Here is a 25875-nt window from a genome sequence, read left to right as displayed (position 1 = left end):
GGCGGCGCGGCCCACTGCACCAGGCCACCCCTAGGGGTGTTGCAGCCCGAGTCCGCCCTTCCTACTGTCGAGACATGACGATCTACAGCACCACGGTCCGGGCAGTGCACCTTGTCACCAACGCCGCCTGGTTCGGCGGTTCGCTCATGGGCGCCGTCGCTCTCAACCCCGCATCACGAGTGGGCGACAGCGCTCAGGAGCGCTCCCGCATCGCCGACGAAGGGTGGACCTCGTGGGGACCTGTGCAGGCCGGCGCGATCGGCGTGCACCTCCTGAGCGGGCTGGCGATCGTCGCCGACAACAAGCGGCGCGTCGCGGTCCACCCACCGACCACAGCTGCAGTCGTCGTGAAGACGGCTCTCACCGGCGTCGCGCTGGTCGCGAGCGCCGCCGCGTATCGCGAGGGGGCCCAGCTCGGTCGTGCCCAAGAGGCCGGCGATCGCGACCCGGAGGCGGCCCAGCGCGTTCGCGACCTCTCTGCCCGTATGCGCTGGCTCCAGTGGGCCACCCCGATGGCGACGGGCGGCCTGCTCGTCCTGGACGCCGCCCTCGGTGAGCAGCAGCGTGGTCCGGCCGGTCTCCTCGATCGCGCGTCGTCGCTGCGACGTTCATGACGACCAGCACTGCCGCCCCGCGGCCCTTCAGCTTCTTGGCTTGGGCGGACCAGGACCTCGTCCTTGCCGCCCGCGACGTGGCGGCAGACATCCCAGCGGCTCTGTCGCTGGCGATCGATCTGAGCCCGCTCTCCTCCCACCTGGGGACGAGCACGTGGTCCTACCTGCAATCCTTGGGCTCCCTCGGCGCCGGCGATCTCACCGTCGCCCGGGTCGTCGAGCCGCACCTCGATGCGCTGAGCATCCTCGCGCAGGCGGCCGACGCACACCCTGGCGCCGACGGTGGCGACGTGACCGTCAGCGCACCGCCGGGCAGCACCTGGGGCGTCTACGCGGCCCACTCCCCGGACACCCATCTGGACGCCACCCGCTCGGATGCGGGCTGGCGTCTGTCGGGGAGCAAACCGTGGTGCTCGCTCGCGGCCCACGTCAGCCACGCAATCATCACCGCGCACGTGTCCGACGAGCGGCGGCAGGCCTTCGCCGTCGACCTGTCGCACCCCGGCATCCGACGGGACGACGCGTCCTGGGCCTCGCGCGGGCTCGTGGACGTGCGCAGCACCGGCCTGGACCTGCACGACGTCCCCGCGACCCCCGTCGGCCCGGCCGGGTGGTACCTGACCCGACCGGGATTTGCGTGGGGTGGGGTCGCCGTGGCGGCCGTGTGGTTCGGAGCTGCGGCAGCCCTCGCGCAGCGCGTGCTCGACGCTGCATGTCGCCGGGAGCCCGACCAGATCGCGACCTGGCACCTCAGTCGCCTCGACCGGGCTCTGCGGGCCGCCGATCTCGAGCTGCGGGCGGCAGCCGCCGCGATCGACGGGGGGACGGCCACGGGTACGGCGGGCGCCTTCATGGCCGCCCGCGCCCGCGACGCGGCGGCGTCCGCCGCCCACGTCTGCCTGACCGAGGTGGCTCGCGCGCTGGGGCCGGCTCCACTGACCTTCGACGAGGAGCACGCCCGTCGGGTCGCGGACCTCACCGTCTACGTCCGGCAGCACCATGGCGACCGCGACCTGGCCCGCACCGGAGCGCTGCTCGTCGAAGCCGCACGATGACCACCCGGACACGCCTGGACCACCCCGACGGCGAGCTGCGGTGGGTGGGCGACCCTCGATGGTCATCGGTGACGACACCCACGACGCGTGCCGTCATCGGCGACCACCACCACCTGCTCGTCGTGGCAGCCCACCCGGACGACGAGTGCTTGGGCGCCGGAGCCTTCATCGCCGATGCCGCCGCGCTCGGCGTGGACGTGACGCTGCTGATCCTGACCAGCGGGGAGGCGTCGCACCCTCGCTCCTCCACGGTGAGCCGTAAGGACCTGGGCGCTCGTCGGCGCGCCGAGGGCGAGCGAGCCGCCGCTGAACTCGCGCCTGCCGCACACGTCGTGCACATCGGGCTCCCCGACGGCGGCCTCGCCGAGCGCCAGGAGGAGATCTCGGCTGCCGTCGCCTCCTTCTGCTCCGCGGGCACCCTCGTCCTGGCCCCGTGGACGTCGGACGGACACCCCGATCATGACGCTGCTGGTCGCGCAACCCGCACCGCGGTCCTCTCCCGGACGTCCGCCGGAGAGGCGCGGGTCAACCTGGCCCACTACCTGGTGTGGTTCTGGCACTGGGGCGAACCCGACCTGCTGCCGTGGTCGGACCTCGTCGCCGTCGACGCGACTCTGGACGCCCAGTCCCGTCGCACGCGGGCGGTCCGGCGGCATCACAGCCAGGTCCAGCCGCTCTCGACGGCCGCGGGTGACGAGGCGTTGCTGACGGACGCAGTGCTGGCGCCGACCGTGCGTGGCTTCACCACCCTGGTCCTGTCCGACCGCGGCAACCTGCGCCCCGATGTGCCGAGTTCGCAGCGACCCGCCACGTTCGACGCGATGTTCGACTGCAGCGAGGACCCCTGGTCGAGCGACACCTGGTACGAGCGGCGCAAACGTGCCCTGACCACGGCCGTCCTACGACGCGAGCGGTACGAACGGGTGCTCGACCTCGGATGCTCCACCGGTGCGCTCACGCGCGACCTCGCGTCGCGGTCCGGTGACGTCGTGGCGATTGACGTCAGTCAGCGCGCACTCGAGATCGCTGCTCGCGACGCACCGAGCGGCCTGACCTGGATCAGGGGCGAGGCCCCCTCCATCATCACCGAGCTGAGCGGACCCTTCGACCTCGTGGTGATGTCCGAGGTCGGCTACTTCCTCACGCCCTTCGAGCTGTGGCTCACCCTCGGCGGTCTCATCGAGCGGCTCGCTCCCGGCGGTGAGCTCGTCCTGGTGAGCTGGCGGCACGCGACCCGCGAGATCCCCTTGGACGGCCCCCGCGTGCACGCTCAGGTCCGCGCCGTGTGCGACCGCTGGTCGGTGGTCACCCTCGTCGAGGAGGACGTCCTCATCGACGTCTACGAGGCGTCCCGATGATCCGCGCCCTGCACGTCGTCGTCCCCGCACGCAACGAGGAGGTGCTGCTCCCCGAGGCACTGGCCAGCATCGACGCCGCTCGGCGCCGGGCGAGCATCGTCCATCCCGAGGTGATGATCGACGTCACGGTCGTGCTCGACCGCTCCGTCGACGGCTCCGCGTCGGTCGTCCGCCGAGCGGGTGTCCGCAGCCTCAGCGTCGACCACGGCAACGTCGGCGCCGCCCGACGCAGTGGGGCCACCGCTGCCCTGAGAACCGCCGAAGCCCTTCAGATCGGTGTCGATGACCTCTGGCTCGCCTCGACCGATGCCGACACCGTCGTCCCCCCGCACTGGCTGGTCGGCCACATCGACCTCTCGCGGACTCATGACGCGGTCATCGGCACCGTCGAGCCGCGCGGTCTGACCGACTCCCGCGTGCTGATGGAATGGCGCGCCCGGCACCACCTGGTCGAAGGGCACCCTCACGTGCACGGCGCCAATCTGGGCCTGCGTGCGAGCACCTACCTCGCCATCGGAGGGTTCCGCGCGATGGCGAGCGACGAGGACGTCGACCTCGTGCGGCGCATCCGCGCTCACACGCCGTCATGGGTGGCGACGGACACGGTGCGAGTGTCCTCCTCGGCCCGTCGGACCGGTCGGTGCCACGGTGGTTTTGCGGAGTACCTCACCGACCTCGAGGACGAGGTGGGCTAGTGCGCATCGCCGTGCTCGCCACCTCGCGTCACCCCGTCGCCGAGCCCTATGCCGGTGGCCAGGAGTCGCACACTGCGCTGCTGGCGCGCGGACTGCGGGAGCTCGGACACCACGTGCGGATGTACGCGCCCGCGGGCAGCGACCCCGGCGTCGCCGACGAGCTCGTCCCCTATCGCGGTCTGCCCGACCTCAGTGCCGTGGCCGCGCTCGACCCCCAGTTGCCCGAGCCCGACTTCCTGCGCGACCACGCGGCCTTCACCGCGGCTGTCGTCGACCTCCTCGCCAGGCCCGTCGACGTGGTCCACAACCAGAGCCTGAACTTCCTCCCGCTGGCTTTCAGCCCAGCGGTGGCCGCACCACTGGTGACGACGCTGCACACTCCCCCCTTCCCCTGGATGGAGCTCGGAGTCGCCCTGGCGAGCCCGCGCGTCGAGTACGTCTGCGTCAGCCGCACCAACGCGGCAGACTGGAGCACGCTGCCCACCCGCCCGAGGGTCATCCACAACGGGGTCGACGACGACGGCGGCGGCTCGGGCGCAGGGGGCGACGACCTGGTGTGGGTCGGCCGCCTGACGCACACCAAGGGATGCGACCTCGCCATCTCCGCCGCGCGACGAGCCGGGCGGCGCCTGACCATCGTCGGCCCGGTGAGCGAGCGGGCGTGGTTCGACGACGTCATCGCGCCCCAGCTCGACGATCGTGTGAGGTACGCCGGACATCTGCCGCACTCCGAGTTGGCCGCGCTCGTGCGCGCCAGCGCGGCGACCTTGGTCACCCCGCGGTGGGAAGAACCCTTCGGCCTCGTCGCGGCGGAGTCTGCCACGTGGGGAACCCCGGTCATCGCCCTCGATCGGGGTGGTCTCGCAGAGTTCGTCACCCCAGAGATCGGCGTTCTCGTGAGTGCCCGGGGGGACGCCGACAGCATCGTCCGGGGACTGAGCGACGGCGTGGACGCAGCGGCTTCGCTCCCCCGCGAGGGCGTGCGCCGCGCCGCCCTGAGGGACTTGGGCTCGGAGCGGATGGTGCACGAGTACGCGAGCCTGTACCGCGAGCTCGTCGGCTCGGGACGGCGCCGAGCGTGAAGGTCGGCTGGTACGTGCACCACCACGGCTCCGGGCACCGCACCCGAGCGATGGTCGTGGGCCGTCGGCTGGCCACGCACGGGGTCGATGTGACCCTCCTCGGCTCAGAGCTGGACCAGGCCGCCACGCGCGCCGCCGGACTCGAGTCCGTGCTGCTGGCCCACGACGCTCCTCTCGCCGACGGCGCATCGGCCAGCGACGCCGACGTGACGATGCGCGGCCTCATGCACTGGGCACCGTTGGGCCACCGTGGATTCAGCGAGCGCATGACGACCATCGCACGGTGGATCCAGGTGCACCAGCCCGACGTCGTCGTCGTGGACGTCTCGTGCGAGGTGACCGTGCTCGTCCGGCTCCTCGGTGTCCCGGTCATCGTCGTGGCACAGCCGGGACTGCGGCACGACGCGCCGCACCACAGCGCTCTGGCCGCAGCCACCGCCGTTCTCGCCCCATGGCCGGAGTGGGCCCACACTCAGCTGTGGTCGACCGGGACGTCCGCCGCCCGCGTCGTGGCCGTGGGAGGACTCGCCCGCAGCCCGCGAGCAGCCATCGCCTCGGCAGACCGGCACCGGACGAACGCCTGGGACGGCGTGCGTCGCGCCAGGGGTCTCATCCTCTCGGGCTCCGAGGGATTCGACCGGGGAGACCTGCCGATGACCATCGTCCGCTCGGCCCCACACCTCGACTGGCAGGTCGCGGGCGGAGACGTCTGGGTCCCGGACGTGCGCAGCCTGATCGCTCGCGCGGACGTCGTGGTCACACACGGCGGGCAGAACGCCGTGGCTGACGTCGCCGCTGCCGGTGTGGCGGCATTGGTCGTGCCACAGCGCCGGCCCCACGAGGAGCAGGACCACATGGCCGCGACCCTCGACGCCGCCGGTCTTGCGACCGCGGTCCGGCCCGAGGACCTCGACACGATCGACTGGGCCTGCGCGCTCGACACGGCCTTGGCGCGAGGCGGCCGGGGGTGGGTGCGGTGGGAGTGCGCAGGTGCCGTCGAGCGGGCGGCCGCACTGGTCGAGGCGGTGGCCGGTGGCTGAGCACATCGTGATCGTGACCGTCGTCCGCGGTCGGCACGCGCACCTGCGCGAGCAGCGCAGGATCCTGCGCGACGTCTCCCCCGGGACGCCGCACATCATCGTGGCCATGGACGACCAGGCCATCGACGACGTCGTCGCTGGCCAGCCGAGCGTGACCGTCATCCACGTCGAGCGCGATCCTCGCGGTCTCCCCCTCGCGCGGGCACGCAACATCGGGGTGCGGGCAGCGCTGCGCTCCGGCGCGGACCTGGTGGTCCTGCTCGACGTGGACTGTGTGCCCGGACCACGTCTGGTGAGCTTCTACGAGATCGCTGCCGAGAGAGTCCCTCAGGCCCTGCTCTGCGGACCGGTGACCTACCTCGACGAAGGCGTCCGGGTCCCGGACGACGCCCGCCGGCTCGACGACCTGACCGACCCCCACCCCGCCCGGCCGGCACCATCGCCCGGCACGATCCAGCGCGACGGCTCGCACGAGCTCTTCTGGTCATTGAGCTTCGCGGTGAAAGCGTCCACCTGGGACCTGTTGGGAGGCTTTGCCGAGGAGTACGTCGGCTACGGGGCCGAGGACACCGACCTCGGTCGGGTCGCCCGCGAGCGAGGTGTCGAGCTGGTCTGGGTCGGAGGCGCCCATGCCTACCACCAGCATCACCCGGTGTCACGGCCCCCGGTCGAGCACCTCGTCGACATCGTGCGCAATGCATCGATCTACTGGCGACGTTGGCACGAGTGGCCCATGTCGGGGTGGCTCGACGAGTTCGAGAGGCAGGGCCGCATCATCCGTCGTCCCGGCGAGATCGTGCTCGTCGCGACGGCGGACGGTCACGAGACCCGAGCCTGACGCAGTCGGTGACCGCGGCTATGGTCAGGGCATGAGCGCCCCTGCACGTGGCCCCTTGAGGGTCGCCGTGATCAACGATCACGAGCTGATCATCCAAGGAGTCGCCGCCATGCTCGAGCCCTACGCCGACGTCGTCAGGGTCGTCGAGCTGGATGCAGGGACCACGGTCGCTCAACCGGTCGACATCGCGCTGTACGACACCTACGCCCGCACCGGGTTCGACGGTGACGACCTCGACGTCTTGTGCGCCGCCCCCCACATCGGGCAGGTGGTCCTCTTCACCTGGCATCTCTCCGAGGAGCTCATCGAGTCAGCTCGGGCCCGGGGGGTCACCTCCGCGATCTCCAAGTCGGTCGGCGCGGAGGATCTCGTCATGGAGCTGACCAGGGCTCACGAAGGGCATCTGCGGGTCATCCCCTTCGAGCCGGACCCCTCGCTCCCCACCAACTCCTGGCCCGGCCGCGCGGCGGGCCTGACGCCTCGTGAGTCAGAGATCATCGCTCTCGTGACCGCCGGGCTGAGCAACAACGCCATCGCGGAGCGGACGTACCTGAGCATCAACTCGGTCAAGTCCTACATCCGCTCCGCGTACCGGACGATGGGCGTGGACAGCCGGAGCCAAGCCGTCCTCTGGGGGATCGACAACGGCATGGCCCCGACACGCAAGCGGATCGTCCTCGAGGCGCCGCCCACGCCCGTCGACTACTGACCCGACGCGCTGCGCGCTGCGGGCCCTTCGCCCGGATCGATCGGGTTGAGCCGGCGCGCGGCGCGAGACCGTGTACCCGCCTGTCCACCCACGACAGGGGTGTGAGCTCGATCGGCGAGCGACCGGCCAGCACCGCGTCGACGAGTCGTCGAGCGGCCCTCTGCGCCGGGATCGAGAGGAGCAGGACGGACAGGCACAGGTGGATCGGCCCGCCCAGCATCATGTCGATCGCGGCCACAGCCACGAGTGGCCGAGGCCCGTGAGGCCCCGCCCACTCGTGCTGCGGTCACGGCTTCAGCACGACCTTGATGCAGCCGTCCTGCTTCTTCTGGAACATCGAGTAGGCGTCAGGGGCCTGCGTCAGCGGCAGGCGGTGGGTCGCATACGCCTCGAGACCGAGGGGGTCGCCGTCCTCGAGCACGAGCGGCATGATGTCGTCGATCCACCGCTTGACGTGGCACTGGCCCATGCGCAGAGCCAGACCCTTGTCGAAGATCTCCATCATCGGCAGGGGGTCGGCCATCCCGCCGTAGACCCCGCTCACCGAGACCGTGCCCGAACGTCGGACGGCGCCGATCGCCGTGCGCAGTGCGGCGAGGCGGTCGATGCCGACCGTCTTCATCATCGGCTTGGCCAGGACATCCGGGACCAGGCCGACGGCCTTGATGGCGGTCTCGGCCACGGGTGCGCCATGGGCCTCCATCCCGACCGCGTCCAGGGAGCCGTCGACCCCGCGGCCGTCGGTGAGCTCGCGGATCGCTCCCGGCACGTCATCGGTCTCGTCGGTGTTGATGACTGTCGCGCCGTACTGGCGCGCCCGTGCCAGCCGTTCCGGCACGTTGTCCACGCCTATGACCTGCAGGCCACGGTGGGTCGCGATGGCGACCGCCATCAGGCCGACTGGTCCCAGCCCGATGACGGCGAGGCTGCCCCCGCTGGGCACGTCGGCGTACTCCACCCCCTGCCAGGCGGTCGGGAGGATGTCGGAGAGGTACAGGAACCGCTCGTCGGCCACGCCCTCGGGGACGAGGATCGGGCCGAACTGTGCCTGCGGGACGCGCAGGTACTCCGCCTGGCCCCCCGGGACGGAGCCGTAGAGCTCGGTGAAGCCGAAGAGCGAGGCCCCCATGCCCTGATCGCGCACCTGCGTGGTCTCGCACTGGGCCATGAATCCGCGTTGGCACATCCAGCAGTGCCCGCACGAGATGTTGAAGGGGACGACGACCCGGTCGCCCACCGAGATGTGGGTGACCTCCGACCCCACCTCCTCGACGATGCCCATGGTCTCGTGGCCGAGGATGTCTCCCTTCGACAGGAAGGGACCGAGTGGGTCGTAGAGATGGAGGTCGGATCCGCAGATCGCGGTCGAGGTGACACGGATGACCGCGTCGGTCGGGCGCTCGATCCGAGGGTCGGGGACGTCGTCGATGCGGACGTTGCTTCGGCCTTGCCAGGTGAGTGCCTTCATGTGGTGCCTCTCTGTCGTGGTGTCTCAGGCGTCGAGGTCGCGGTCCCACTGGCGTGGTCCGGCGATCCTCGACAGGAATGTCGTGTTGTCCTTGGCCGTGTCCAGGCCCAGGCAGGCCGCGTCGAGCTTGTCGCTGAGACCGGCCGCCGCGACGAGAGCATCGGTGGCGCCGCCGAGCCCGATGACCTTGTAGTGGTTGAAGGCGTCGGTGAGGAAGTCACGCGCTGCTGGCTCGTCGGCCAGGACGGCTCCACCCTCGGGCCCTGTCAGGACGGCGATCGCGTCGTACAGCACCGAGGGGGCACCGGCGACGGCCTGCGTCGCCTCGAGCAGCGAGTCGTCGGACAGCGTGGCGCCCCCGACGGCCTTGGCGACGACCTCGCAGATGCCGCCTGCCTTCGTCACGGCCTTGCGCAGACGCTTGACCGCGGCCGCGTCCGCGCCGTCGCCGACCAGCAGCCCCAGCTTGCGGCCGGCGAAGGTCTCCTTGGCGTTGGCGAGGATGCTCAGAGCGGGGCTCGGCGGCAGATCCCTGATGGGCTCCGCGGCCGGGACGGAGGCCTCCGGAAGGGGCATCCGCAGGCCCGCGGCCACGCCAGCGGCGAGGTCCTCGTCGACATTGCGCAGGTTGGCGATCATCCGTGACCTGATGGCCGGGATCTCGCACTTGCCCAGCTCGAAGGTGTACGCGAGGACGATGTGCTCCTGCTCGACCGGAGTCTGGCTGACGTAGAACTGCCGGGCCTGGCTGTAGTGATCGGCGAAGGACGCGCTGCGCACACGCCGGGTCTGGCCCTCGACCTCGTCGGGGAAGGGTCGCTGCCCCTGCGCACCCACCTCGCGCGGCCCTCGGTCCTCGCCGCTGAAGGAGTTCGGCTCGTAGGCCGCCCGACCAGGCTGAGGTGACATCTGCATGTGACCGTCGCGCTGGAAGTGAGCGACGGGGCACCGGGGCGCGTTGACCGGCAGCTGGCTGAAGTTGGTGCTGCCGAGCCTCTTCAGCTGGGTGTCGAGGTAGGAGAAGTTGCGGCCCTGGAGCAGGGGGTCGTTGCTGAAGTCGATGCCCGGCGGCACGTTCTGCGTCATGAAGGCGACCTGCTCGACCTCGGCGAAGACGTTGTCGACGAGCCGGTTCAGGGTCATCGTGCCGACAGCCCGGACCGGGATGAGCTCCTCGGGGATGAGCTTGGTCGCGTCGAGGACGTCGAAGTCGAACTCGTCGGCGAAGGCGTCGTCGAAGACCTGCACACCCAGCTCCCACTGCGGGAAGTCGCCGGCGGTGATGGCGTCGAAGAGGTCGCGGCGGTGGAAGTCGGGGTCGGCGCCGTTGATCTTGACCGCCTCGTTCCAGACCACGGACTGCATGCCCAGCACGGGCTTCCAGTGGAACTTCACGAAGGAGCTGTCGCCGGCGTCGTTGATGAAGCGGAAGGTGTGGACACCGAAGCCCTCCATCATGCGGAAAGAGCGCGGGATGGCTCGGTCCGACATCTGCCACAGCGTCATGTGGGTCGACTCGGGCATGAGCGAGGCGAAGTCCCAGAAGGTGTCGTGGGCGCTCTGCGCCTGCGGGAAACCGCGGTCCGGCTCCTCCTTGACTGCGTGGACCAGGTCGGGGAACTTCACGGCGTCCTGGATGAAGAAGACCGGGATGTTGTTGCCGACGAGGTCCCAGTTGCCCTCGTCGGTGTAGAACTTCGTGGCGAACCCGCGCACGTCCCGCGCGAGGTCGAAGGAGCCGAGGTTGCCAGCCACGGTGGAGAAACGGACGAAGGTCTCGGTCTTCTTGCCGGCCGAGGCGAAGATGCTGGCACGCGTGATGTCGGCGAGCGACTCGTGGCACTCGAAGACCCCGTGAGCTCCGTAGCCACGCGCGTGGACCACTCGCTCGGGGATGCGCTCGTGGTCGAAGTGGAAGAGCTTCTCGCGGAACGCGTGGTCGGAGATGAGGGTCGGACCACGCTCACCCGCTCGCAGTGAGTTGTTGTCGTCCTCGACCGGGACGCCGTGCGCCGACGTCATGACCGGGCTATCTCCGCCTGCTCGCTGGTGGGTCTCGCCGCCGGCCCCGACGCGGTCGTGGGCAGGTGCATCCGCGTCGTGGGAGGTGGTGCGCTTCGTCGTGGGCATCGAGATGAGCTCCTCAGGCTGGCGACGTTGAGCAGACCCGTGGCCGGGTCGACGTCTCCCTTCGACGCTAGGCAGGGGGTACCCGAGGCACTACCTCCCAAGGGGTGGAGACAGGGCGCGTCTCACACAGGCCCGCCGACCGTGCCAATCAGACAGATGTATGTCGATGGACGGCTTGGGGCAAACATCTGGCTGTGGTCATCGCCACGTCGCGCGCCTACCGTCGAGAGCATGACGACGACTCCCTCCCTGACGGACCCGGCCACTGCCGCCTTCGCCCCCTTCGTCGAGGACGCGGTGCGGCTCGCGGACCGCTGGGCCGCCGCTGCCCACGCCGGGGAGACGAAGCGTGAGGCGCAGTCGACCGGCCAGCTCGCCGCCCTGCTGTCCGACCACGCCGGCCTCGACATGGCCGTCTTCTTCGTCGACCGGGTCGCCCGGCCGGAGGACGACCGGGTCGCGGCCAACGCGCTCAGCCGGATCACCGCCTCCGACTCGGCCTCCTTCCTCGGCCCGGTCGACCGTGCCCTGCTCGGGCTCGGCGCCCGCGCCGCCCGCATCGCGCCCAAGGTCGTCGTGCCCGCCGCCCGCGCTCGGATGAAGCAGATGGTCGGCCACCTGCTCGTCGACGCCCGCGAGCCGCGCCTGGGCAAGCACCTGGCGAAGGCCCGCGAGGACGGGTTCCGCCTCAACATCAACCTCCTCGGCGAGGCCGTGCTCGGCGAGGGCGAGGCCGCCAGCCGCACCGAGCGCACCCGCGAGCTGCTCGAGCGACCCGACGTCGACTACGTCTCGATCAAGGTCTCCTCGCTCGTCAGCCAGATCAGCACGTGGGACACCGAGGGCACCGTCGAGCGCTGCTTGACCCGGCTGCGCCCGCTCTACGAGACCGCCAAGGCGTCGACCCCGCACTCCTTCGTCAACCTCGACATGGAGGAGTACCGCGACCTCGAGATGACCATCGAGGTCTTCACCCGGATGCTCTCCGAGCCGCAGTTCCACGACCTCGAGGCCGGCATCGTCCTGCAGGCCTACCTGCCCGACGCCCTGCCCGCCCTCGAGCGGCTCATCGACTTCGCCGTCGCCCGTCGCGCCGCCGGCGGCGCCCCGATCAAGGTGCGCCTCGTCAAGGGCGCCAACCTCGCGATGGAAAAGGTCGAGGCCATCATGCACGGCTGGGAGCAGGCCCCCTACACGGCCAAGGCCGACGTCGACGCCAACTACCTGCGCTGCGTCGAGCGGGCGCTGCGCCCCGACGCCGTCGGCGCGCTGCGCATCGGTGTCGCCTCGCACAACCTCTACGACGTCGCCGCGGCGCACCTGCTCGCGACCGACCGCGGGGCGCAGGAGAGCCTCGACATCGAGATGCTCCAGGGCATGTCGCCCGCACAGGCGCGCGCCGTGCGCGACGAGGTCGGCACGGTCATCCTCTACACGCCGGTCGTCGCCCCCGAGGACTTCGACGCCGCCGTCTCCTACCTCGTGCGTCGCCTCGAGGAGAGCGCCTCCCCCGAGAACTACATCCACGCCTTCTTCTCCGAGGACGCCGCCGCGATCCCCGACCAGGAGGCCCGCTTCCGGGCGAGCGTCGAGGCCATCGGCAGCACCCCAGTCGGCCCGCGCCGCTCCGCCGAGCGCCCGCCGATCGGTGACACCTTCGACAACACCCCCGACTCCGACGCCGCCCTGCCCGGGCACCGTGCGTGGGCCGCTCGCGCCGTCGTCGCGCCTCGGCCGGAGCCGACCTCCCCGCACCTGACGAGCACCGCCGAGGTCGACGAGGTCGTCGCCACGGCGCGCACGGCGCACGAGGGCTGGGCGGCCCGCCCCGTCGCCGAGCGGGCAGACCTGCTGCGCAAGGCTGCTCGCGAGATCGACTCCCGCCGCGAGCAGATCCTCGCGGTCATGGCCGCCGAGGCCGGCAAGACCGTCGCCGAAGCCGACCCCGAGATCTCCGAGGCGGTCGACTTCGCCCGCTACTACGCCGACCGGGCCCTCGAGCTCGAGGACGGGGCGATGGTCGACGGGGCGAGCTTCACCCCCTTCGCCCTGACGCTCGTGACGCCGCCATGGAACTTCCCCGTCGCCATCCCGATCGGTGGCGTCCTCGCGGCCTTGGCGGCCGGGTCCTCGGTCGTCATCAAGCCCGCGCCGCAGACGCCCGTGTGCGTCGAGGTCACCGTCGCCGCGCTGCGCGACGCCGGCATCCCGCGCGAGGTGCTGCACGTCGTGCGCACCGACGAGGACGAGGTGGGTCAGCACCTCGTCGCGCACGCGGACGTCGACGCCGTCGTGCTCACCGGCGCGAGCGAGACCGCGCGACTCTTCGCCGGCTGGCGTGTTGGGCGCGAGCACGGCGCCCGCGTCCTCGGCGAGACCTCCGGCAAGAACGCCCTGGTCATCACCCCCTCCGCCGACATCGACCTCGCGGTCGCCGACCTCGTCAGCTCGGCCTTCGGCCACGCCGGCCAGAAGTGCTCGGCCGCCTCCCTCGGCATCCTCGTCGGCTCGATCGGCACGTCGGAGCGCTTCCGCCGCCAGCTCGTGGACGCCGTCGAGTCGATCGCCGTCGGCTGGCCCGCCGACCTCGGCACCCGCATGGGTCCGGTCATCGAGGAGCCGACCGGCAAGCTGCGTCGCGCCCTCACCACCCTCGAGCCGGGCGAGTCCTGGCTCGTCGAGCCGCGCCAGCTCGACGACACCGGCCGGCTCTGGTCGCCGGGCGTCAAGGACGGCGTGCGCCCCGGGTCCTTCTTCCACCTCACCGAGGTCTTCGGGCCGGTGCTCGGCCTAATGCGGGCCGACTCGCTCGACGAGGCAATCGAGCTGCAGAACGCCACCGACTTCGGTCTCACCGGAGGCCTGCACAGCCTCGACGAGGGCGAGATCGCCCACTGGACCGAGACGGTCGCCGTCGGCAACGCCTACGTCAACCGGCACATCACCGGCGCGATCGTGCGCCGCCAGTCCTTCGGCGGGTGGAAGGCCAGCTCGATCGGTCCCGGCGCCAAGGCCGGTGGCCCCAACTACGTCGCGCAGCTCGGCACGTGGTCGGCAGCCGGCCTGCCGACGAAGGGGGCGCCCGTCGCCTCCGCGGTCCGCGCCACCGTCGACGCCCAGCTGGCCACCATCGGCTCGTCCGTCGGCGACGACGAGCGGGCGTGGCTCGAGGCGGCCCTCGCCAGCGACGCGGCCGCCTGGGCCGACGAGCTCGGCGTCGAGCACGACGAGAGCGCCCTCGTCGTGGAGTCCAATGTCTTCCGCTACCGCCCGCACCCGCGGGTGCTCGTGCGCGCCGGCGACGGCACGCGCGTCGTCGAGCTGCTGCGCCTCGTCGCTGCGGCCACGCTCACCGGCGCCCACGTCGTCGTCTCGGCGGCGACGGGCCTCGACCTCCCGTCGAGCATCGGCCACGTGCAGGTCGTGCGCGAGGACGACGCGGTCTTCGTCGCCCGCGCCGGGCGCAGTGCCGACGTGCGCGTCCGCGCGATCGGTGCCGTCGCCCCGTCGCTCGTCGACGAGCTCGTCACCGCGGGTGTCGACGTCATCACCGGCGAGGTCCTGGCCACGGGACGACGTGAGGTCCTCCCCTTCGTCCGCGAGCAGGCGGTGAGCACCACCCGTCACCGCTTCGGCCACGTGGCCGGCTGACCCCACCTCATGAGTCCCACGATTCTCGGGTGACCCGCGAAACTGCCCCTTCGCAAGAGTTTGAAACTCTTGCGAAGGGGCAGTTTCCCTTGCTCAGTGACCCCGGGGTCAGCGCACGGGCACGCCGGCGCGCATCAGGCCGTAGGTGATGCCGTCGACGAGCGCCTGCCACGAGGCCTCGACGATGTTGGGCGCGACCCCGACGGTCGTCCACGACGTGTGCTCGTCGCTGTGCTCGATGAGCACCCGGGTCGTCGCGTCGGTGCCGTGGGCGGCGTCGAGGATGCGCACCTTGTAGTCGATGAGCTCGATCTGCTCGACCTCGGGATAGACGGTGACGAGGGCCTGCCGCAGACCCTGGTCGAGCGCGTTGACCGGGCCATTGCCCTCCCCCGTCGCGACGAGCCGCTGCCCACCGGCGACCGCCTTGACCGTCGCCTCCGAGAGGGCGTCGTCACCGCCGCGGGCGTCGATCATGATCCGCCAGGACTCGACCTGCGCGTACTCGAGCGCCTCCTCCTGCAGCTCGCGCCGCAGCAGTAGCTCGAAGCTCGCGTCGGCTGCGTCGAAGGTGTAGCCCCGCTGCTCGAGCTCTTTGACCTTCGCCAGCACGCGGGTCAGGGCCGCGTCGTCGCCGGCGAGGTCGACGCCGAACTCGCGGCTCTTCAGCTCCACCGTGGCCCGCCCGGCCATGTCGGAGACGAGCATGCGCATGTCGTTGCCGACGTCCTTGGGCTCGATGTGCTGGTAGAGGTCGGGGTCGACCTTGATCGCGCTCGCGTGCAGACCGGCCTTGTGCGCGAAGGCCCCCGAGCCGACATAGGGCTGCCGGGAGAAGTGCGGGAAGTTGGTCACCTCGCTCACCGCGTGCGCGATGCGGGTGGCGTCCTGCAGCCGGTAGGGCTCGACGAGGTCCATGCCGAGCTTGAGCTGGAGGTTGGCGACGACGGTGATGAGGTCGGCATTGCCGGTGCGCTCGCCGTAGGCGTTGACCGTGCCCTGCACGTGGTCGGCGCCGGCCTCGACGGCCGCCATCGTGTTGGCGACGGCGCACCCGGTGTCGTTGTGGCAGTGGATGCCCAGCCGCGCGCCGGTCGCCTCGATGACGTCGGCGACAGCGTCGCGCACCTGCCCGGGCAGCATGCCGCCGTTGGTGTCGCACAGCGCGATGACCTCGGCGCCGGCCTCGTGGGCGGCGCGCACGCAGGCGAGGGCGTAGTCGCGGTCGAGCTGGTAGCCGTCGAAGAAGTGCTCGCCGTCGACCATGACCGTGCGCCCCTGTGACCGCAGGTGGGCGACGGTGTCGGTGATCATCGCAAGGTTTTCCTCGCGAGTCGTGCGCAGCGCGCGCTCGACGTGGCCGGGGTGCATCTTCGCCACGAGGGTGATGACCTCGGCGCCGGAGTCGAGCAGCGCCTGCACCTGCGGGTCATTGGCGGCGGAGCCGCCGGCCTTGCGCGTCGCGCCGAAGGCGGCGAGCGTCGCGCAGCGCAGCTCCAACTCGGTGCGGGCCCGGCGGAAGAACTCGGTGTCGTTGGGGTTGGCCCCGGGCCAGCCCCCTTCGATGTGGGTCACGCCCAGCTCGTCGAGGTGACGGGCGATGGTCAGCTTGTCCCCGACGGAGAGGTTGATCCCCTCCTGCTGGGCGCCGTCGCGCATCGTCGTGTCGTAGACGTGGAAGCCGTGCATGTGGATCTCTCGCTTCGGACGAAGGGAGGCGAGCTCGCCTCCTCGAGGGAGTGTGACACCTGCTCGTCGCGCCCGTCCGTGGCGGGGGTGATGCTCCGGACCCGTCCGCTTGTCTCGTCCCCTGCCCGAGAAAAGCGAAAGACCCCCCGGGTGTGGGAGGTCCGCGCGACGAGCAGGTGGCTCGTCGCGCCTAGATAATGAGCTCGGCTGCGGTGGCAGCGAGGGTCGTCATCTGGGGCATCACCCGACCACCATGGCACCTGCGCACCCCCACCGCCTCCCACGTCCGCATCATGGGACCGGCGCGAAGGGGGCCACCCCCGACCCCGTCAGGCGAGGTGGGAGAGAAGCCCTTCGAGCACCTGCGCGACGCCGTCGTCGTCGTTGGCCGGGGCGCGGTCGGTGGCGGCCGCCAGGACCTCGGCGTGCGCATTGGCCACGGCGAAGGAACGCCCCGCCCAGGTGAGCATCGGCAGGTCGTTGGGCATGTCGCCGAAGGCCCACACCTCCCCCGCGTCGATCCCGAGCTCGGCGCACCAGCCGGCGAGCGCGGCGGCCTTGGTGACCCCCTTCGCCGAGACCTCGGCCAGCCCGCCGGCACCGCTGAAGGCGACGACCGCCCGGTCGCCGACGATCTCGGTCACCGCGACGATGAACTCCTCGTCGGTCAGGTGCGGGTTGCGGGCCAGCAGCTTGCCCACGGAGGCATCGGTGAGCTCCTCGATGGCCGGTGTCGTCACGAGGTCCTCGGGGTGGTCGTGGATCGCGGCGAACATGCTCTCCGCGGCCAGCCCGCTGTGCCGCTCGGCGGCGAAGCCGGTGCCCGGCAGCTGCTCCCGCAGGTCGCGCACGACCTCGGTCACGACCTCGCGGGGGATCGAGCGCACCCCGAAGACCCGCCGCTCGGCGACGTCGTAGCGGAAGGCGCCGTTGCCGCACAGCGCGACCCCGCGGGCGCCGACGACATGGGCGAGGTCGTCGATCCAGCGGGGCGGCCGGGCGGTGACCAGCACCGTCTCGAGACCCGCGTCGGCGACGGCGCGAAGGACGTCGACCGAGCGTGCGGAGACGGTCCCGTCACTGCGCAGGAGGGTGCCGTCGAGGTCGGTGGCGATGAGCCGAGGAGTCACTCCGGTGCGAAGGGAGGTCAGACGAGGCGGGTCATCCAGCCACGGGTGTCCTCGGCGACGCCGTACTGGATGTCGAGCAGGCTCTGGCGGATGGTGCGGGTCATCTCGCCACCACCCTCGCCGCCGGTGGACGGGGCCGAGCCGCCCGCCCAGCGCAGCTCGCCGACCGGGGTGACGACGGCGGCGGTGCCGCAGGCGAAGACCTCGGTGATCTCGCCGGAGGCGACGCCCTCCTTCCACCAGTCGATCTCGATGCGCGACTCCTCGGGGGTCAGGCCGAGGTCGGGCGCGATGGCGAGGATCGAGTCTCGGGTGACGCCCTCGAGGATCGAGCCGGTGAGCGCCGGGGTGCGCAGGCGGCCGTCCTTGGTGACGAAGAAGAGGTTCATCCCGCCGAGCTCTTCGATGTAGGTGTGCGTCGAGGAGTCGAGGAAGACGGCCTGGTCGCAGCCCTGGGCCTGACCCTCGAGCTGGCCGGCGAGCGAGGAGGCGTAGTTGCCACCGCACTTGGCGTCGCCGGTGCCGCCCTCGCCGGCGCGGGCGTAGTCCTGGCTGACCCAGAGGTTGACCGGCGTGAGTCCGCCGGAGAAGTAGGCACCGGCCGGGCTGGCGATGACCGAGAAGGTCACCTCGTTGGCCGGGCGCACCCCGAGGAAGGCCTCGGAGGCGAACATGAAGGGCCGCAGGTAGAGGCTGGTCTCACCGGTGCCGTAGGCCGGCACCCAAGGCTCGTCGGCCTGGACGAGCGCGCGGATCGCCCCGACGAAGTCCTCCTCCGGCAGCACCGGCAGCGCGAGCCGCTCGCAGCTGCGGGCCATGCGCGCCGCATTGCGGTCGGGGCGGAAGGTCCACACCGAGCCGTCCTCGTGGCGGTAGGCCTTCATCCCTTCGAAGACCTCCTGCGCGTAGTGCAGGACGGCCGCGGCCGGGCTGAGCTGCAGCGGCCCGAAGGCGCGCACCTGCCCGTCGTGCCAGCCCTCCCCCTTCGTCCACGTGGCGAGGGCCATGTGGTCGGTGAAGGTCGACCCGAAGCCCGGGTTGGCCAGGACGGCCTCGCGGTCGGCGTCAGGAAGGGGGGCGTCGCTGCGGGTGGTGGTGAAGGTCAGCTCGGCGGTCATCTGGGGTACGTCTCCTCGGGGGTGCGGGTCTGCTCGCAGGGTAGTCCCACCATGTGGGACACGTCATACGCGGGCAGCGATCGCATCCCCGATCTGGCTCGTGGAGCGCTCCCCCGCGCGCTCGGCGAGGTCGGCGGCGACGGCCGCCTCGACCCGGGTCGCCTGCTCGGCGAGGCCGAGGTGGTCGAGCAGCATCGCCGCGGAGAGGATCGCGGCGGTCGGGTCGGCCTTGCCCTGACCGGCGATGTCGGGCGCGGAGCCGTGGACCGGCTCGAACATGCTCGGGGCCTCGCGGGTGGGGTTGATGTTGCCGCTCGCGGCCAGGCCGATGCCGCCGGCGACGGCCGCGGCGATGTCGGTGATGATGTCGCCGAAGAGGTTGTCGGTGACGATGACGTCGAAGCGCGCCGGGTCGGTCGCGAGGAAGATCGTCGCCGCGTCGACGTGCTGGTAGGCGGTCTCGACGTCGGGGAACTCCGCGCCGACCTCCTCGACGGTCCGGCGCCACAGGTGGCCGGCGTGGGTGAGCACGTTGTGCTTGTGGACCAGCGTCAGGTGCTTGCGCGGGCGGGCCTGGGCGCGGGCGAAGGCGTCACGCACGACGCGCTCGATGCCGAAGCGCGTGTTGACGCTCACCTCGGTCGCGACCTCGTGCGGGGTGCCGACGCGCAGCGCGCCGCCGTTGCCGACGTAGGGGCCCTCGGTCCCCTCGCGGACGACGACGAAGTCGAGGCCCTTGCTCGTCACGTGCTCCGCGAGCGGGCTGGTGACTCCGGGGAAGAGCTTGGCCGGGCGCAGGTTGACGTAGTGGTCGAGCGCAAAGCGAAGGGGGAGCAGCACGCCCCGCTCGAGGACGCCGGAGGGCACGGTCGGGTCGCCGATGGCGCCGAGGAGGATGCCGTCGTGGCCGCGCAGCTCCTCGACGACCGAGTCCGGCAGCGTCTCGCCCGTGCGGTGCCAGCGGGCCGCGCCGAGGTCGTACTCGGTGGTCGTGACGGAGATGTCGGAGCCGAGCGCCCCGAGGACCTTGAGCCCCTCGGCCACCACCTCGGGGCCGATCCCGTCGCCGCCGATGACGGCGATGTCGAAGCTGGTCTGCGCTGCGTCGGTGCTCATGGCCTCAGGCTAGGCGCGCGTCCCGACATGTGAAATCTGCGTCCCGACATATGGGCGTCCTCGGCGACCACTCCCTGCCTGTGTGGCGCCTCCGGACGGAAGGGGCGAGGTCAGTCGACCTTGCGGGCGGCGCCCTTGTCGGCGGACTGGGCGAACTTCGCGAAGATCTTCAGGGCCGGCGAGACGTGGCGCTCACGGGGGGCGGCGGGGGCCCACCCCTTCGCGTCCTGCTCGGCCCGGCGACGGGCCAGCTCCTCGTCGTCGACGAGCAGGTTGACCCGACGGCCCGGGATGTCGAACTCGATGACGTCACCGTCGCGGACCAGGCCGATCGCGCCACCGGAAGCGGCCTCCGGCGAGACGTGCCCGATCGACAGGCCGGACGAACCACCGGAGAAGCGGCCATCGGTGATCAGGGCGCACTTCGGGCCCAGACCCGTGCCCTTGAGGTAGGAGGTCGGGTAGAGCATCTCCTGCATGCCGGGACCGCCCTTGGGGCCCTCGTAGCGGATGACGACGACCTCGCCCTCCTGCACCTGCTTGGACAGGATCATCTCGACCGCGGCCTCCTGCGACTCGGCGACGCGGGCCGGGCCGGAGAAGTTCCACTGGTGCTCGGGCACGCCGGCGGTCTTGACGATGCAGCCGTCCGGGGCGAGGTTGCCGTGGAGGACCGCCAGGCCCCCTTCGCTCGTGTAGGCGTGCTCGACGGAGCGGATGCACCCGTCGGCACTGTCGGTGTCAAGACTCGCCCATCGGTTGGTCGAGGAGAAGGCCTGCGTCGTCCGCACGCCACCGGGCGCGGCGTGGAAGAGCTCGGTGGCCTTGCTCGTGGTGGCGCCGGAGCGGATGTCCCAGTCGGACAGCCAGGTCTCGAGGTCGGGGCTGTGCACGGATCGGACGCTGGCGTCGAGCATGCCGCCGCGGTGCAGCTCGCCGAGGATCGCGGGGATGCCGCCGGCACGGTGGACGTCCTCCATGTAGTAGTCGCCGCTGTTGGGCGCCACCTTGACCAGGCAGGGCGTGACCCGCGAGAGGGCGTCGATGTCGCTCTGGTCGAAGTCGACGCCGGCCTCCTGGGCCGCGGCGAGCAGGTGGAGGATCGTGTTGGTCGAGCCGCCCATGGCGATGTCGAGTCGCATGGCATTGGCGAAGGCGGGCTTGGTCGCGATCGAGCGCGGCAGCACCGACTCGTCGTCGCCGTCGTAGTAGTCGCGGCACAGGTCGACGACCAGCTTGCCGGCGTCGAGGAAGAGGTCGCGGCGGGCCGAGGCGGTCGCGAGCGTCGAGCCGTTGCCGGGGAGGGAGAGGCCGAGCGCCTCGGTGAGGCAGTTCATCGAGTTGGCGGTGAACATGCCCGAGCAGGACCCGCACGTCGGGCAGGCGGACTGCTCGATCGCGGTGATCTCGTCGTCGCTGACGTTGTCGTCGACGGCCTTGACCATCGCGTCGACGAGGTCGAGCCGCGTGTAGGTCTCGCCGTCGTCACCGATGATCGCCTTGCCGGCCTCCATCGGGCCACCGGAGACGAAGACGGTCGGGATGTTCAGGCGCAGCGCGGCCAGGAGCATGCCGGGCGTGATCTTGTCGCAGTTGGAGATGCACACGAGGGCGTCGGCGCAGTGCGCGTTGACCATGTACTCGATGGAGTCGGCGATGACCTCGCGGCTCGGCAGCGAGTAGAGCATGCCGTCGTGGCCCATCGCGATGCCGTCGTCGACGGCGATGGTGTTGAACTCCTTGCCCACTCCCCCGGCCTCCTCGACGGCGCCGGCGACGAGCTGACCCATGTCCTTGAGGTGCACGTGCCCGGGGACGAACTGGGTGAAGGAGTTGGCGATCGCGACGATCGGCTTGCCGAAGTCCCCTTCGCCCATGCCGGTGGCGCGCCAGAGGGCACGGGCACCGGCCATGTTGCGTCCGTGGGTGGTCGTGCGGGATCGAAGCTGCGGCATGGGATCCACGGTATGCCGCCGGTCCGGAGGTTGATACCGCGTCTCACATGCAGACCGCCCCACGTTCGTCGAGGTGCGAGCTTGCGAGCCTCGAGACGCAGGGCGGTCGGTCGTGATGGGTGGTGGCTGCGCTCACTCACCGCTGTCGCGGCGGTCCAGGCTCTCCTGGAGGGCGCGGCGTGCCTCGGCGGCCTCGTCGCTCATGACGGCTCCTCGTGATCGTGCGGTGACTCGGGTGGGCACGACGTGGGTGGGGGTGCCGGTGGTGCGAAGGGGGCGCGGCCGGGTGTGGCTGCCGATCGACCGACGGTACGCCGCTCCCCTCCCGCCACGGAATGCCCCGTCCGCTCCGTGGACCACCGTCTCGAAAAATCGGAGGCGCGGTGTCGGTGAGCGGACATAGCCTTGAGCGGCCATGACGCAGACCCTCGAGCGGACCGCCCCGCCGCACCCCACCACCACCGCGCCGACCCCGCCGGAGCGCACCGTCGACTGGCGTCGGATGCGCTCGCCCGCGGCCGCGGCGGCCCTGGTGTGCTCGGCCCTGGCCGCGGTCTCGCTCACCCTCGGCACGGTCGTCGTCGGCCGGCTCGCCGAGACCCCGACGACCGCTCTCGTCCAGGTCCTCGCCGTCCTCGTCATCGGGGGCGCCCTCGTCGACAACCTCGGCAAGGTCGTGTGGGTCGGGCTGTCCGACCGGGCCGAGGGCGTGCTGCGCGACGACCTGCTCGACGCGGCGCTCGCCCAGCCCGTCGCGACGCTCTCCGAGCAGGCGGCCGGCGAGATCCTCGACCGCGTCGACGACGACACCCACGAGGTCGGCAACCTCATGCGGTGGCAGGTGTGGATGTTCGCCCGCACCGCCTTCTCCGTGATCCCGATGTGGGTCGTCGCCGGCGTGACGTGGTGGCCGGCGTGGCTGCTCTTCCCGCTGCTCGCGCTCGTCACCGGGCTCGCCGTGCGCCCGCTGCTCGGCGAGATCTCCCGCCGCAAGGTCATCGAGGAGATGGCCTGGACCGACCACGCGAGCGCGCTCGAGGAGGGCATCGCCGGGCGTGACGACCTGCGCACCAGCCTGGGTCAGGCCCACATGGTCCAGCGCCTGGCGACGATCACCGCGCGGGTGCATGCCCGCTTCGCCGACGTGCTCGTGCTCGAGAGTCGGCTCGCGCGTCGGGCCGGGCTCCTGCTCCACACGCTCCTGGCGGGCATCGGCGTCACGGGCATCGCCCTCGCCGTCGACGGCTCGCTCTCGGTGGGCTCGCTCGTCACCCTCTTCATCGTCACCTCGACCTTCGTCGGCCTGATCAACCAGCTCTCGCACCAGCTGCCCGACCTGCAGGCCGGGCTCGGTGCCGTGATCCGCCTGCGCCAGATGCTGGCCGTCGAGCCGGAGCCGAAGGGGGGCGCCCCCGTCCCCGCGGGCGCCCAGCTGGCCGTCGAGGTGCGCGGGCTCGACTTCTCCTACGCCGAGGGCAGCTTTGCGCTGCGCGACGTGACCTTCAGCGTGCCCGCCGGCGAGACGGTCGCCCTCGTCGGGCGCACCGGGTCCGGCAAGTCGACGCTCGCCTCCTTCATCTCGCGCGCCGTCGAGCCCCCGCGCGGCAGCGTCTTCGTCGGCGGGGTCGACGTGCGCGAGATCGACCTGCAGCTGCTGCGCACCGATGTCGGCGTCGTCACCCAGCGCACCGAGATCATCGCCGGCACTCTGGCCGACAACATCGCCCTCTTCGACGACACCCCGCGCGACGACGTCGAGTCCGCCGTGCGCGAGCTCGGGCTCGGCGAGTGGGTCGAGGGGCTGCCCGACGGGCTCGACACCCTCCTCGGCCCCGGCGGCACGACGCTGTCCTCGGGCGAGGAGCAGCTCGTCGCCTTCGCCCGGCTGCTCGTGCGCGACGTGCGCGTCGTCGTCCTCGACGAGGCGACCGCCCGCATGGACCCGCTCACCGAGCGCCGGGTCGTCTCGGCCGCCGACCGTCTGCTCGTCGGCCGCACCGGGGTCCTCATCGCCCACCGGCTCAACACCATCGAGCGGGCCCCGCACGTCGTCGTGCTCGACCACGGTCAGGTCATCCAGCAGGGCCGCCGGACCGTGCTCGCTCAGGAGCCCGGCCCCTTCCGCAGCCTCCTGCTCGACAGCCGGGCCGAGGCCGACCTGGCGTCGGCGGCACCGGGCGAGCAGCCCCCTTCGTCCGTCGAGGTCGACCACGCCGACCTCGACCCGGTCGGCGGTCGACGCCGCACGACCACTCCCCCCGAGGCGGTCGAGATCGGCAGCGGACCCTCGCTGGCCCGCGGCATCGCCCACGCCCTGTCGGTCAAGCCGACGTGGGGCATCGCCGGCGCCCTGTGCTTCCTCTTCATGTCGGTGCTCGGCGCGCAGGGCGCGATCACCGGTCTCGTGTGGGGCACCGTCGTCGAGGACCTCCAGGCGGGTCGCACCCCGACCCTGCTCGGCGCGGTCCTCGTGGTCTGCCTGCTCGTCGTGCCCTTCCTCAGCGCCTCGGCCTTCTACCGCTACCCGCGCTGGTGGATCGAGGTCATGCTGCGCACCCGCATGGCCGTGCTCGTCGGGCAGACCCGCGCCGAGCGACTGCCGCGCACGCCTCCCGGTGAGGTCGTCGCCCGGTCGATGGACGCCGACCGCTACGCGCGCTACGCCGACCGGTGGGTCGACTTCATCAACGGCCTGATCATCGCCGCGCTCACCGCGGTGCTCGCCGGCACCTGGGTCGCCGGCGCCGTCCTGCTCACGGTGATGGCGACCTCGGCCGGCGCGGCGACCTTCGGTCGACCGATCGCCGGGCGCTCGGCCGCGGCGGCGTCGGCTGCTCGGGCACGTTTCGGTCGGGCGGTCGTCTCCGCCCTCGAGTCGGTGCGCACGATCAAGCTCGCGGCGGCGACCCCCTTCGTCCGCCGGCGCCTGCGTGAGGTCGACGGCGGCCGCGTCGAGGCAGCCGTGCGCGAGCACCGCGTCCAGGCCGTGCTCGACGCCGTCCCGCTCGTCATGGTCCAGTGCGGCGTCGTCGTCACGTGGTGGATCCACGTCGCGGGCGGATGGGGCCTGGGCACCGCCATCCTCGTCTCGGGGGCGGTCATGGGCTTCGACTGGTTCGGCCGCGTCGCGAGCATGGTCGTCACCGAGGCACCCGGCACCCGGGCGTGGCAGGCAGAGACCGCGCGCTTCGCCGGCGGGGTCGACCTGATGGACCTGCCCGAGGGGGTCGACCTCGTCGACGGCAGCGCTCCCGCTCCCGTCGAGGGCGGGCGCGAGCCCCTCCAGCGACTCGACCTGCGCGATGTCAGCGTCGTCCATGACGACGGCACCGTCGGTGCGAGCGACATCAACCTGAGCGTCGAGCGCGGCGAGCTCGTCCTGCTCGTCGGGCAGGTCGGGTCCGGCAAGTCGAGCCTGCTCGCGGCCCTCGCCGGGCTCGTCGACCACCGCGGTGCCCTGCTGTGGAACGGCTCCCCCGTCACCGACGCGCAGCGCACCCTGCGCCCCGGCCGAGTCGCCCACGTCGCCCAGGTACCGCGGGTGCTCTCGGGGACCTTCACCGACAACGTCCGGCTCGGGCACGAGCGGCCCTTCGACGAGCCGGTCGCGCTGGCGCGGCTGAGCGAGGACGTCGCCGCCGCCGGCGGTCCCGACTCGCTCGTCGGTCACCGCGGTGTGCGCCTGTCGGGCGGCCAGGTCCAGCGTCTCGCCCTGGCCCGGGCGCTGGCCACCGAGGCCGAGCTGCTCCTCGCCGACGACGTCTCCTCGGCGCTCGACGCGACGACCGAGATCGCCCTGTGGCGCGGTCTGCGCGACCGCGGCGCCACGGTCATCGGCGCGACGTCCAAGCGCGCCGCGCTCGAGCAGGCCGACCGGGTCGTCGTCCTCGTCGGCGGTCGGGCCGCCGCCGTCGGGCCATGGGCCGAGCTCTCCCCCACGTGGGGCCACCTGGCGGGCTGACCGACCTCGCGAAGCCCGGTCCACGCACGGCGGTCCTGCTCCACCACACGGGTCAGCACCGCCGGGGCCGCCGACGGCGGGGCCTCCCGCGCACTACGGCCCTGCTCCACCACGCGGGTCACGGTGACCCGCCTCGTGGAGCAGGGGCGTAGTCACCACCATCGCCCCCTGCGGTCATCGCGCTGCCGGACCTGACCCACCACGTGGGCCCGGTGACCCGCCTCCTGGAGCAGGGCAGGAGCACGACGAAGGGGGCGCCCCGGCTG

General features: G+C 71.7%; 17 protein-coding genes. 10 read left to right on the top strand and 7 right to left on the bottom strand.

Annotation, left to right across the window (positions count from 1 at the left end):
• Positions 1–74: 74 nt before the first annotated feature.
• From NYE39_RS15855 to NYE39_RS15820, 8 genes are read left to right on the top strand one after another with little or no spacing between them, the layout of a single operon-like run.
• Positions 75–614: a hypothetical protein gene (locus NYE39_RS15855; protein WP_192911685.1), complete on the top strand. Its 540-nt coding sequence runs from the start codon at positions 75–77 to the stop codon at positions 612–614.
• The gene (locus NYE39_RS15850) at positions 611–1669 is read left to right on the top strand and encodes an acyl-CoA dehydrogenase (RefSeq protein ID WP_341013269.1); all 1059 of its coding nucleotides are present in this window, start codon (positions 611–613) and stop codon (positions 1667–1669) included. The genes NYE39_RS15855 and NYE39_RS15850 overlap by 4 nt, the downstream gene beginning before the upstream one ends.
• Positions 1666–3027, top strand: coding sequence for a bifunctional PIG-L family deacetylase/class I SAM-dependent methyltransferase (locus NYE39_RS15845; protein ID WP_341013268.1), 1362 nt, complete (start codon positions 1666–1668; stop codon positions 3025–3027). Before NYE39_RS15850 ends, NYE39_RS15845 begins: the two co-directional genes overlap by 4 nt.
• The gene (locus tag NYE39_RS15840; protein ID WP_341013267.1) at positions 3024–3722 is read left to right on the top strand and encodes a glycosyltransferase; all 699 of its coding nucleotides are present in this window, start codon (positions 3024–3026) and stop codon (positions 3720–3722) included. The genes NYE39_RS15845 and NYE39_RS15840 overlap by 4 nt, the downstream gene beginning before the upstream one ends.
• Entirely contained in the window at positions 3722–4804 is a 1083-nt protein-coding gene (locus NYE39_RS15835; protein WP_341013266.1) for a glycosyltransferase, read from the top strand. Before NYE39_RS15840 ends, NYE39_RS15835 begins: the two co-directional genes overlap by 1 nt.
• The gene (locus tag NYE39_RS15830; protein WP_341013265.1) at positions 4801–5844 is read left to right on the top strand and encodes a glycosyltransferase; all 1044 of its coding nucleotides are present in this window, start codon (positions 4801–4803) and stop codon (positions 5842–5844) included. Before NYE39_RS15835 ends, NYE39_RS15830 begins: the two co-directional genes overlap by 4 nt.
• Positions 5837–6682: a glycosyltransferase family 2 protein gene (locus tag NYE39_RS15825; protein WP_341013264.1), complete on the top strand. Its 846-nt coding sequence runs from the start codon at positions 5837–5839 to the stop codon at positions 6680–6682. Before NYE39_RS15830 ends, NYE39_RS15825 begins: the two co-directional genes overlap by 8 nt.
• A 31-nt stretch (positions 6683–6713) precedes the next feature.
• Positions 6714–7391, top strand: coding sequence for a helix-turn-helix transcriptional regulator (locus NYE39_RS15820; RefSeq protein ID WP_341013263.1), 678 nt, complete (start codon positions 6714–6716; stop codon positions 7389–7391).
• Between the two features lie 286 nt (positions 7392–7677).
• Here NYE39_RS15820 and NYE39_RS15815 read toward each other — a convergent pair whose 3' ends face one another.
• Both NYE39_RS15815 and NYE39_RS15810 read right to left on the bottom strand, forming a co-directional pair.
• Positions 7678–8859, bottom strand: a complete 1182-nt coding sequence (locus NYE39_RS15815; protein ID WP_341013262.1) for a zinc-dependent alcohol dehydrogenase — start codon at positions 8857–8859, stop codon at positions 7678–7680.
• A 24-nt stretch (positions 8860–8883) separates the two neighbouring features.
• Positions 8884–10989, bottom strand: a complete 2106-nt coding sequence (locus tag NYE39_RS15810) for a catalase (RefSeq protein ID WP_341013261.1) — start codon at positions 10987–10989, stop codon at positions 8884–8886.
• A 231-nt stretch (positions 10990–11220) separates the two neighbouring features.
• Here NYE39_RS15810 and NYE39_RS15805 point away from each other — a divergent pair, with 231 nt between their 5' ends.
• Positions 11221–14640 (top strand): proline dehydrogenase family protein, encoded by a 3420-nt coding sequence (locus NYE39_RS15805; protein WP_341013260.1) that lies wholly within the window; start codon positions 11221–11223, stop codon positions 14638–14640.
• Positions 14641–14748: 108 nt separating this feature from the next.
• Here NYE39_RS15805 and cimA read toward each other — a convergent pair whose 3' ends face one another.
• The 5 genes from cimA to ilvD all read right to left on the bottom strand — a co-directional run bounded on the left by cimA (position 14749) and on the right by ilvD (position 21648).
• Positions 14749–16329: a citramalate synthase gene (gene cimA, locus NYE39_RS15800; RefSeq protein ID WP_341013259.1), complete on the bottom strand. Its 1581-nt coding sequence runs from the start codon at positions 16327–16329 to the stop codon at positions 14749–14751.
• A 329-nt stretch (positions 16330–16658) separates the two neighbouring features.
• Entirely contained in the window at positions 16659–17459 is an 801-nt protein-coding gene (locus NYE39_RS15795) for an HAD family hydrolase (RefSeq protein WP_341013258.1), read from the bottom strand.
• Between the two features lie 17 nt (positions 17460–17476).
• Positions 17477–18577: a branched-chain amino acid aminotransferase gene (locus tag NYE39_RS15790; protein ID WP_341013257.1), complete on the bottom strand. Its 1101-nt coding sequence runs from the start codon at positions 18575–18577 to the stop codon at positions 17477–17479.
• Positions 18578–18640: 63 nt separating this feature from the next.
• Complete coding sequence (locus NYE39_RS15785; RefSeq protein ID WP_341013256.1) at positions 18641–19693, bottom strand: 3-isopropylmalate dehydrogenase; 1053 nt, start codon at positions 19691–19693, stop codon at positions 18641–18643.
• Between the two features lie 110 nt (positions 19694–19803).
• Positions 19804–21648 (bottom strand): dihydroxy-acid dehydratase, encoded by a 1845-nt coding sequence (ilvD, locus tag NYE39_RS15780; RefSeq protein ID WP_072624072.1) that lies wholly within the window; start codon positions 21646–21648, stop codon positions 19804–19806.
• Positions 21649–22063: 415 nt separating this feature from the next.
• On the opposite strand from ilvD, the gene NYE39_RS15775 reads away from it, so the two are divergent.
• Positions 22064–25609, top strand: coding sequence for an ABC transporter ATP-binding protein (locus NYE39_RS15775; RefSeq protein WP_341013255.1), 3546 nt, complete (start codon positions 22064–22066; stop codon positions 25607–25609).
• Positions 25610–25875 lie beyond the last annotated feature (266 nt).

This window comes from Janibacter sp. FSL W8-0316 (genome assembly GCF_038004165.1).
Taxonomy (GTDB): Bacteria; Actinomycetota; Actinomycetes; order Actinomycetales; family Dermatophilaceae; genus Janibacter; species Janibacter indicus.
The sequence above is the reverse complement of the archived record's forward strand: the minus strand, read 5'-3'. Positions and strand labels throughout refer to the sequence as shown.

Bases quoted from the DNA above. Each gene is read 5' to 3' on its own strand.
- NYE39_RS15855 (WP_192911685.1), top strand. From the start codon at position 75: ATGACGATCTACAGCACCACGGTCCGGGCAGTGCACCTTGTCACCAAC.
- NYE39_RS15850 (WP_341013269.1), top strand. From the start codon at position 611: ATGACGACCAGCACTGCCGCCCCGCGGCCCTTCAGCTTCTTGGCTTGG.
- NYE39_RS15845 (WP_341013268.1), top strand. From the start codon at position 1,666: ATGACCACCCGGACACGCCTGGACCACCCCGACGGCGAGCTGCGGTGG.
- NYE39_RS15840 (WP_341013267.1), top strand. From the start codon at position 3,024: ATGATCCGCGCCCTGCACGTCGTCGTCCCCGCACGCAACGAGGAGGTG.
- NYE39_RS15820 (WP_341013263.1), top strand. From the start codon at position 6,714: ATGAGCGCCCCTGCACGTGGCCCCTTGAGGGTCGCCGTGATCAACGAT.
- NYE39_RS15815 (WP_341013262.1), bottom strand. From the start codon at position 8,859: ATGAAGGCACTCACCTGGCAAGGCCGAAGCAACGTCCGCATCGACGAC.
- NYE39_RS15810 (WP_341013261.1), bottom strand. From the start codon at position 10,989: ATGCCCACGACGAAGCGCACCACCTCCCACGACGCGGATGCACCTGCC.
- NYE39_RS15805 (WP_341013260.1), top strand. From the start codon at position 11,221: ATGACGACGACTCCCTCCCTGACGGACCCGGCCACTGCCGCCTTCGCC.
- cimA (WP_341013259.1), bottom strand. From the start codon at position 16,329: ATGCACGGCTTCCACGTCTACGACACGACGATGCGCGACGGCGCCCAG.
- NYE39_RS15790 (WP_341013257.1), bottom strand. From the start codon at position 18,577: ATGACCGCCGAGCTGACCTTCACCACCACCCGCAGCGACGCCCCCCTT.
- NYE39_RS15785 (WP_341013256.1), bottom strand. From the start codon at position 19,693: ATGAGCACCGACGCAGCGCAGACCAGCTTCGACATCGCCGTCATCGGC.
- ilvD (WP_072624072.1), bottom strand. From the start codon at position 21,648: ATGCCGCAGCTTCGATCCCGCACGACCACCCACGGACGCAACATGGCC.
- NYE39_RS15775 (WP_341013255.1), top strand. From the start codon at position 22,064: ATGACGCAGACCCTCGAGCGGACCGCCCCGCCGCACCCCACCACCACC.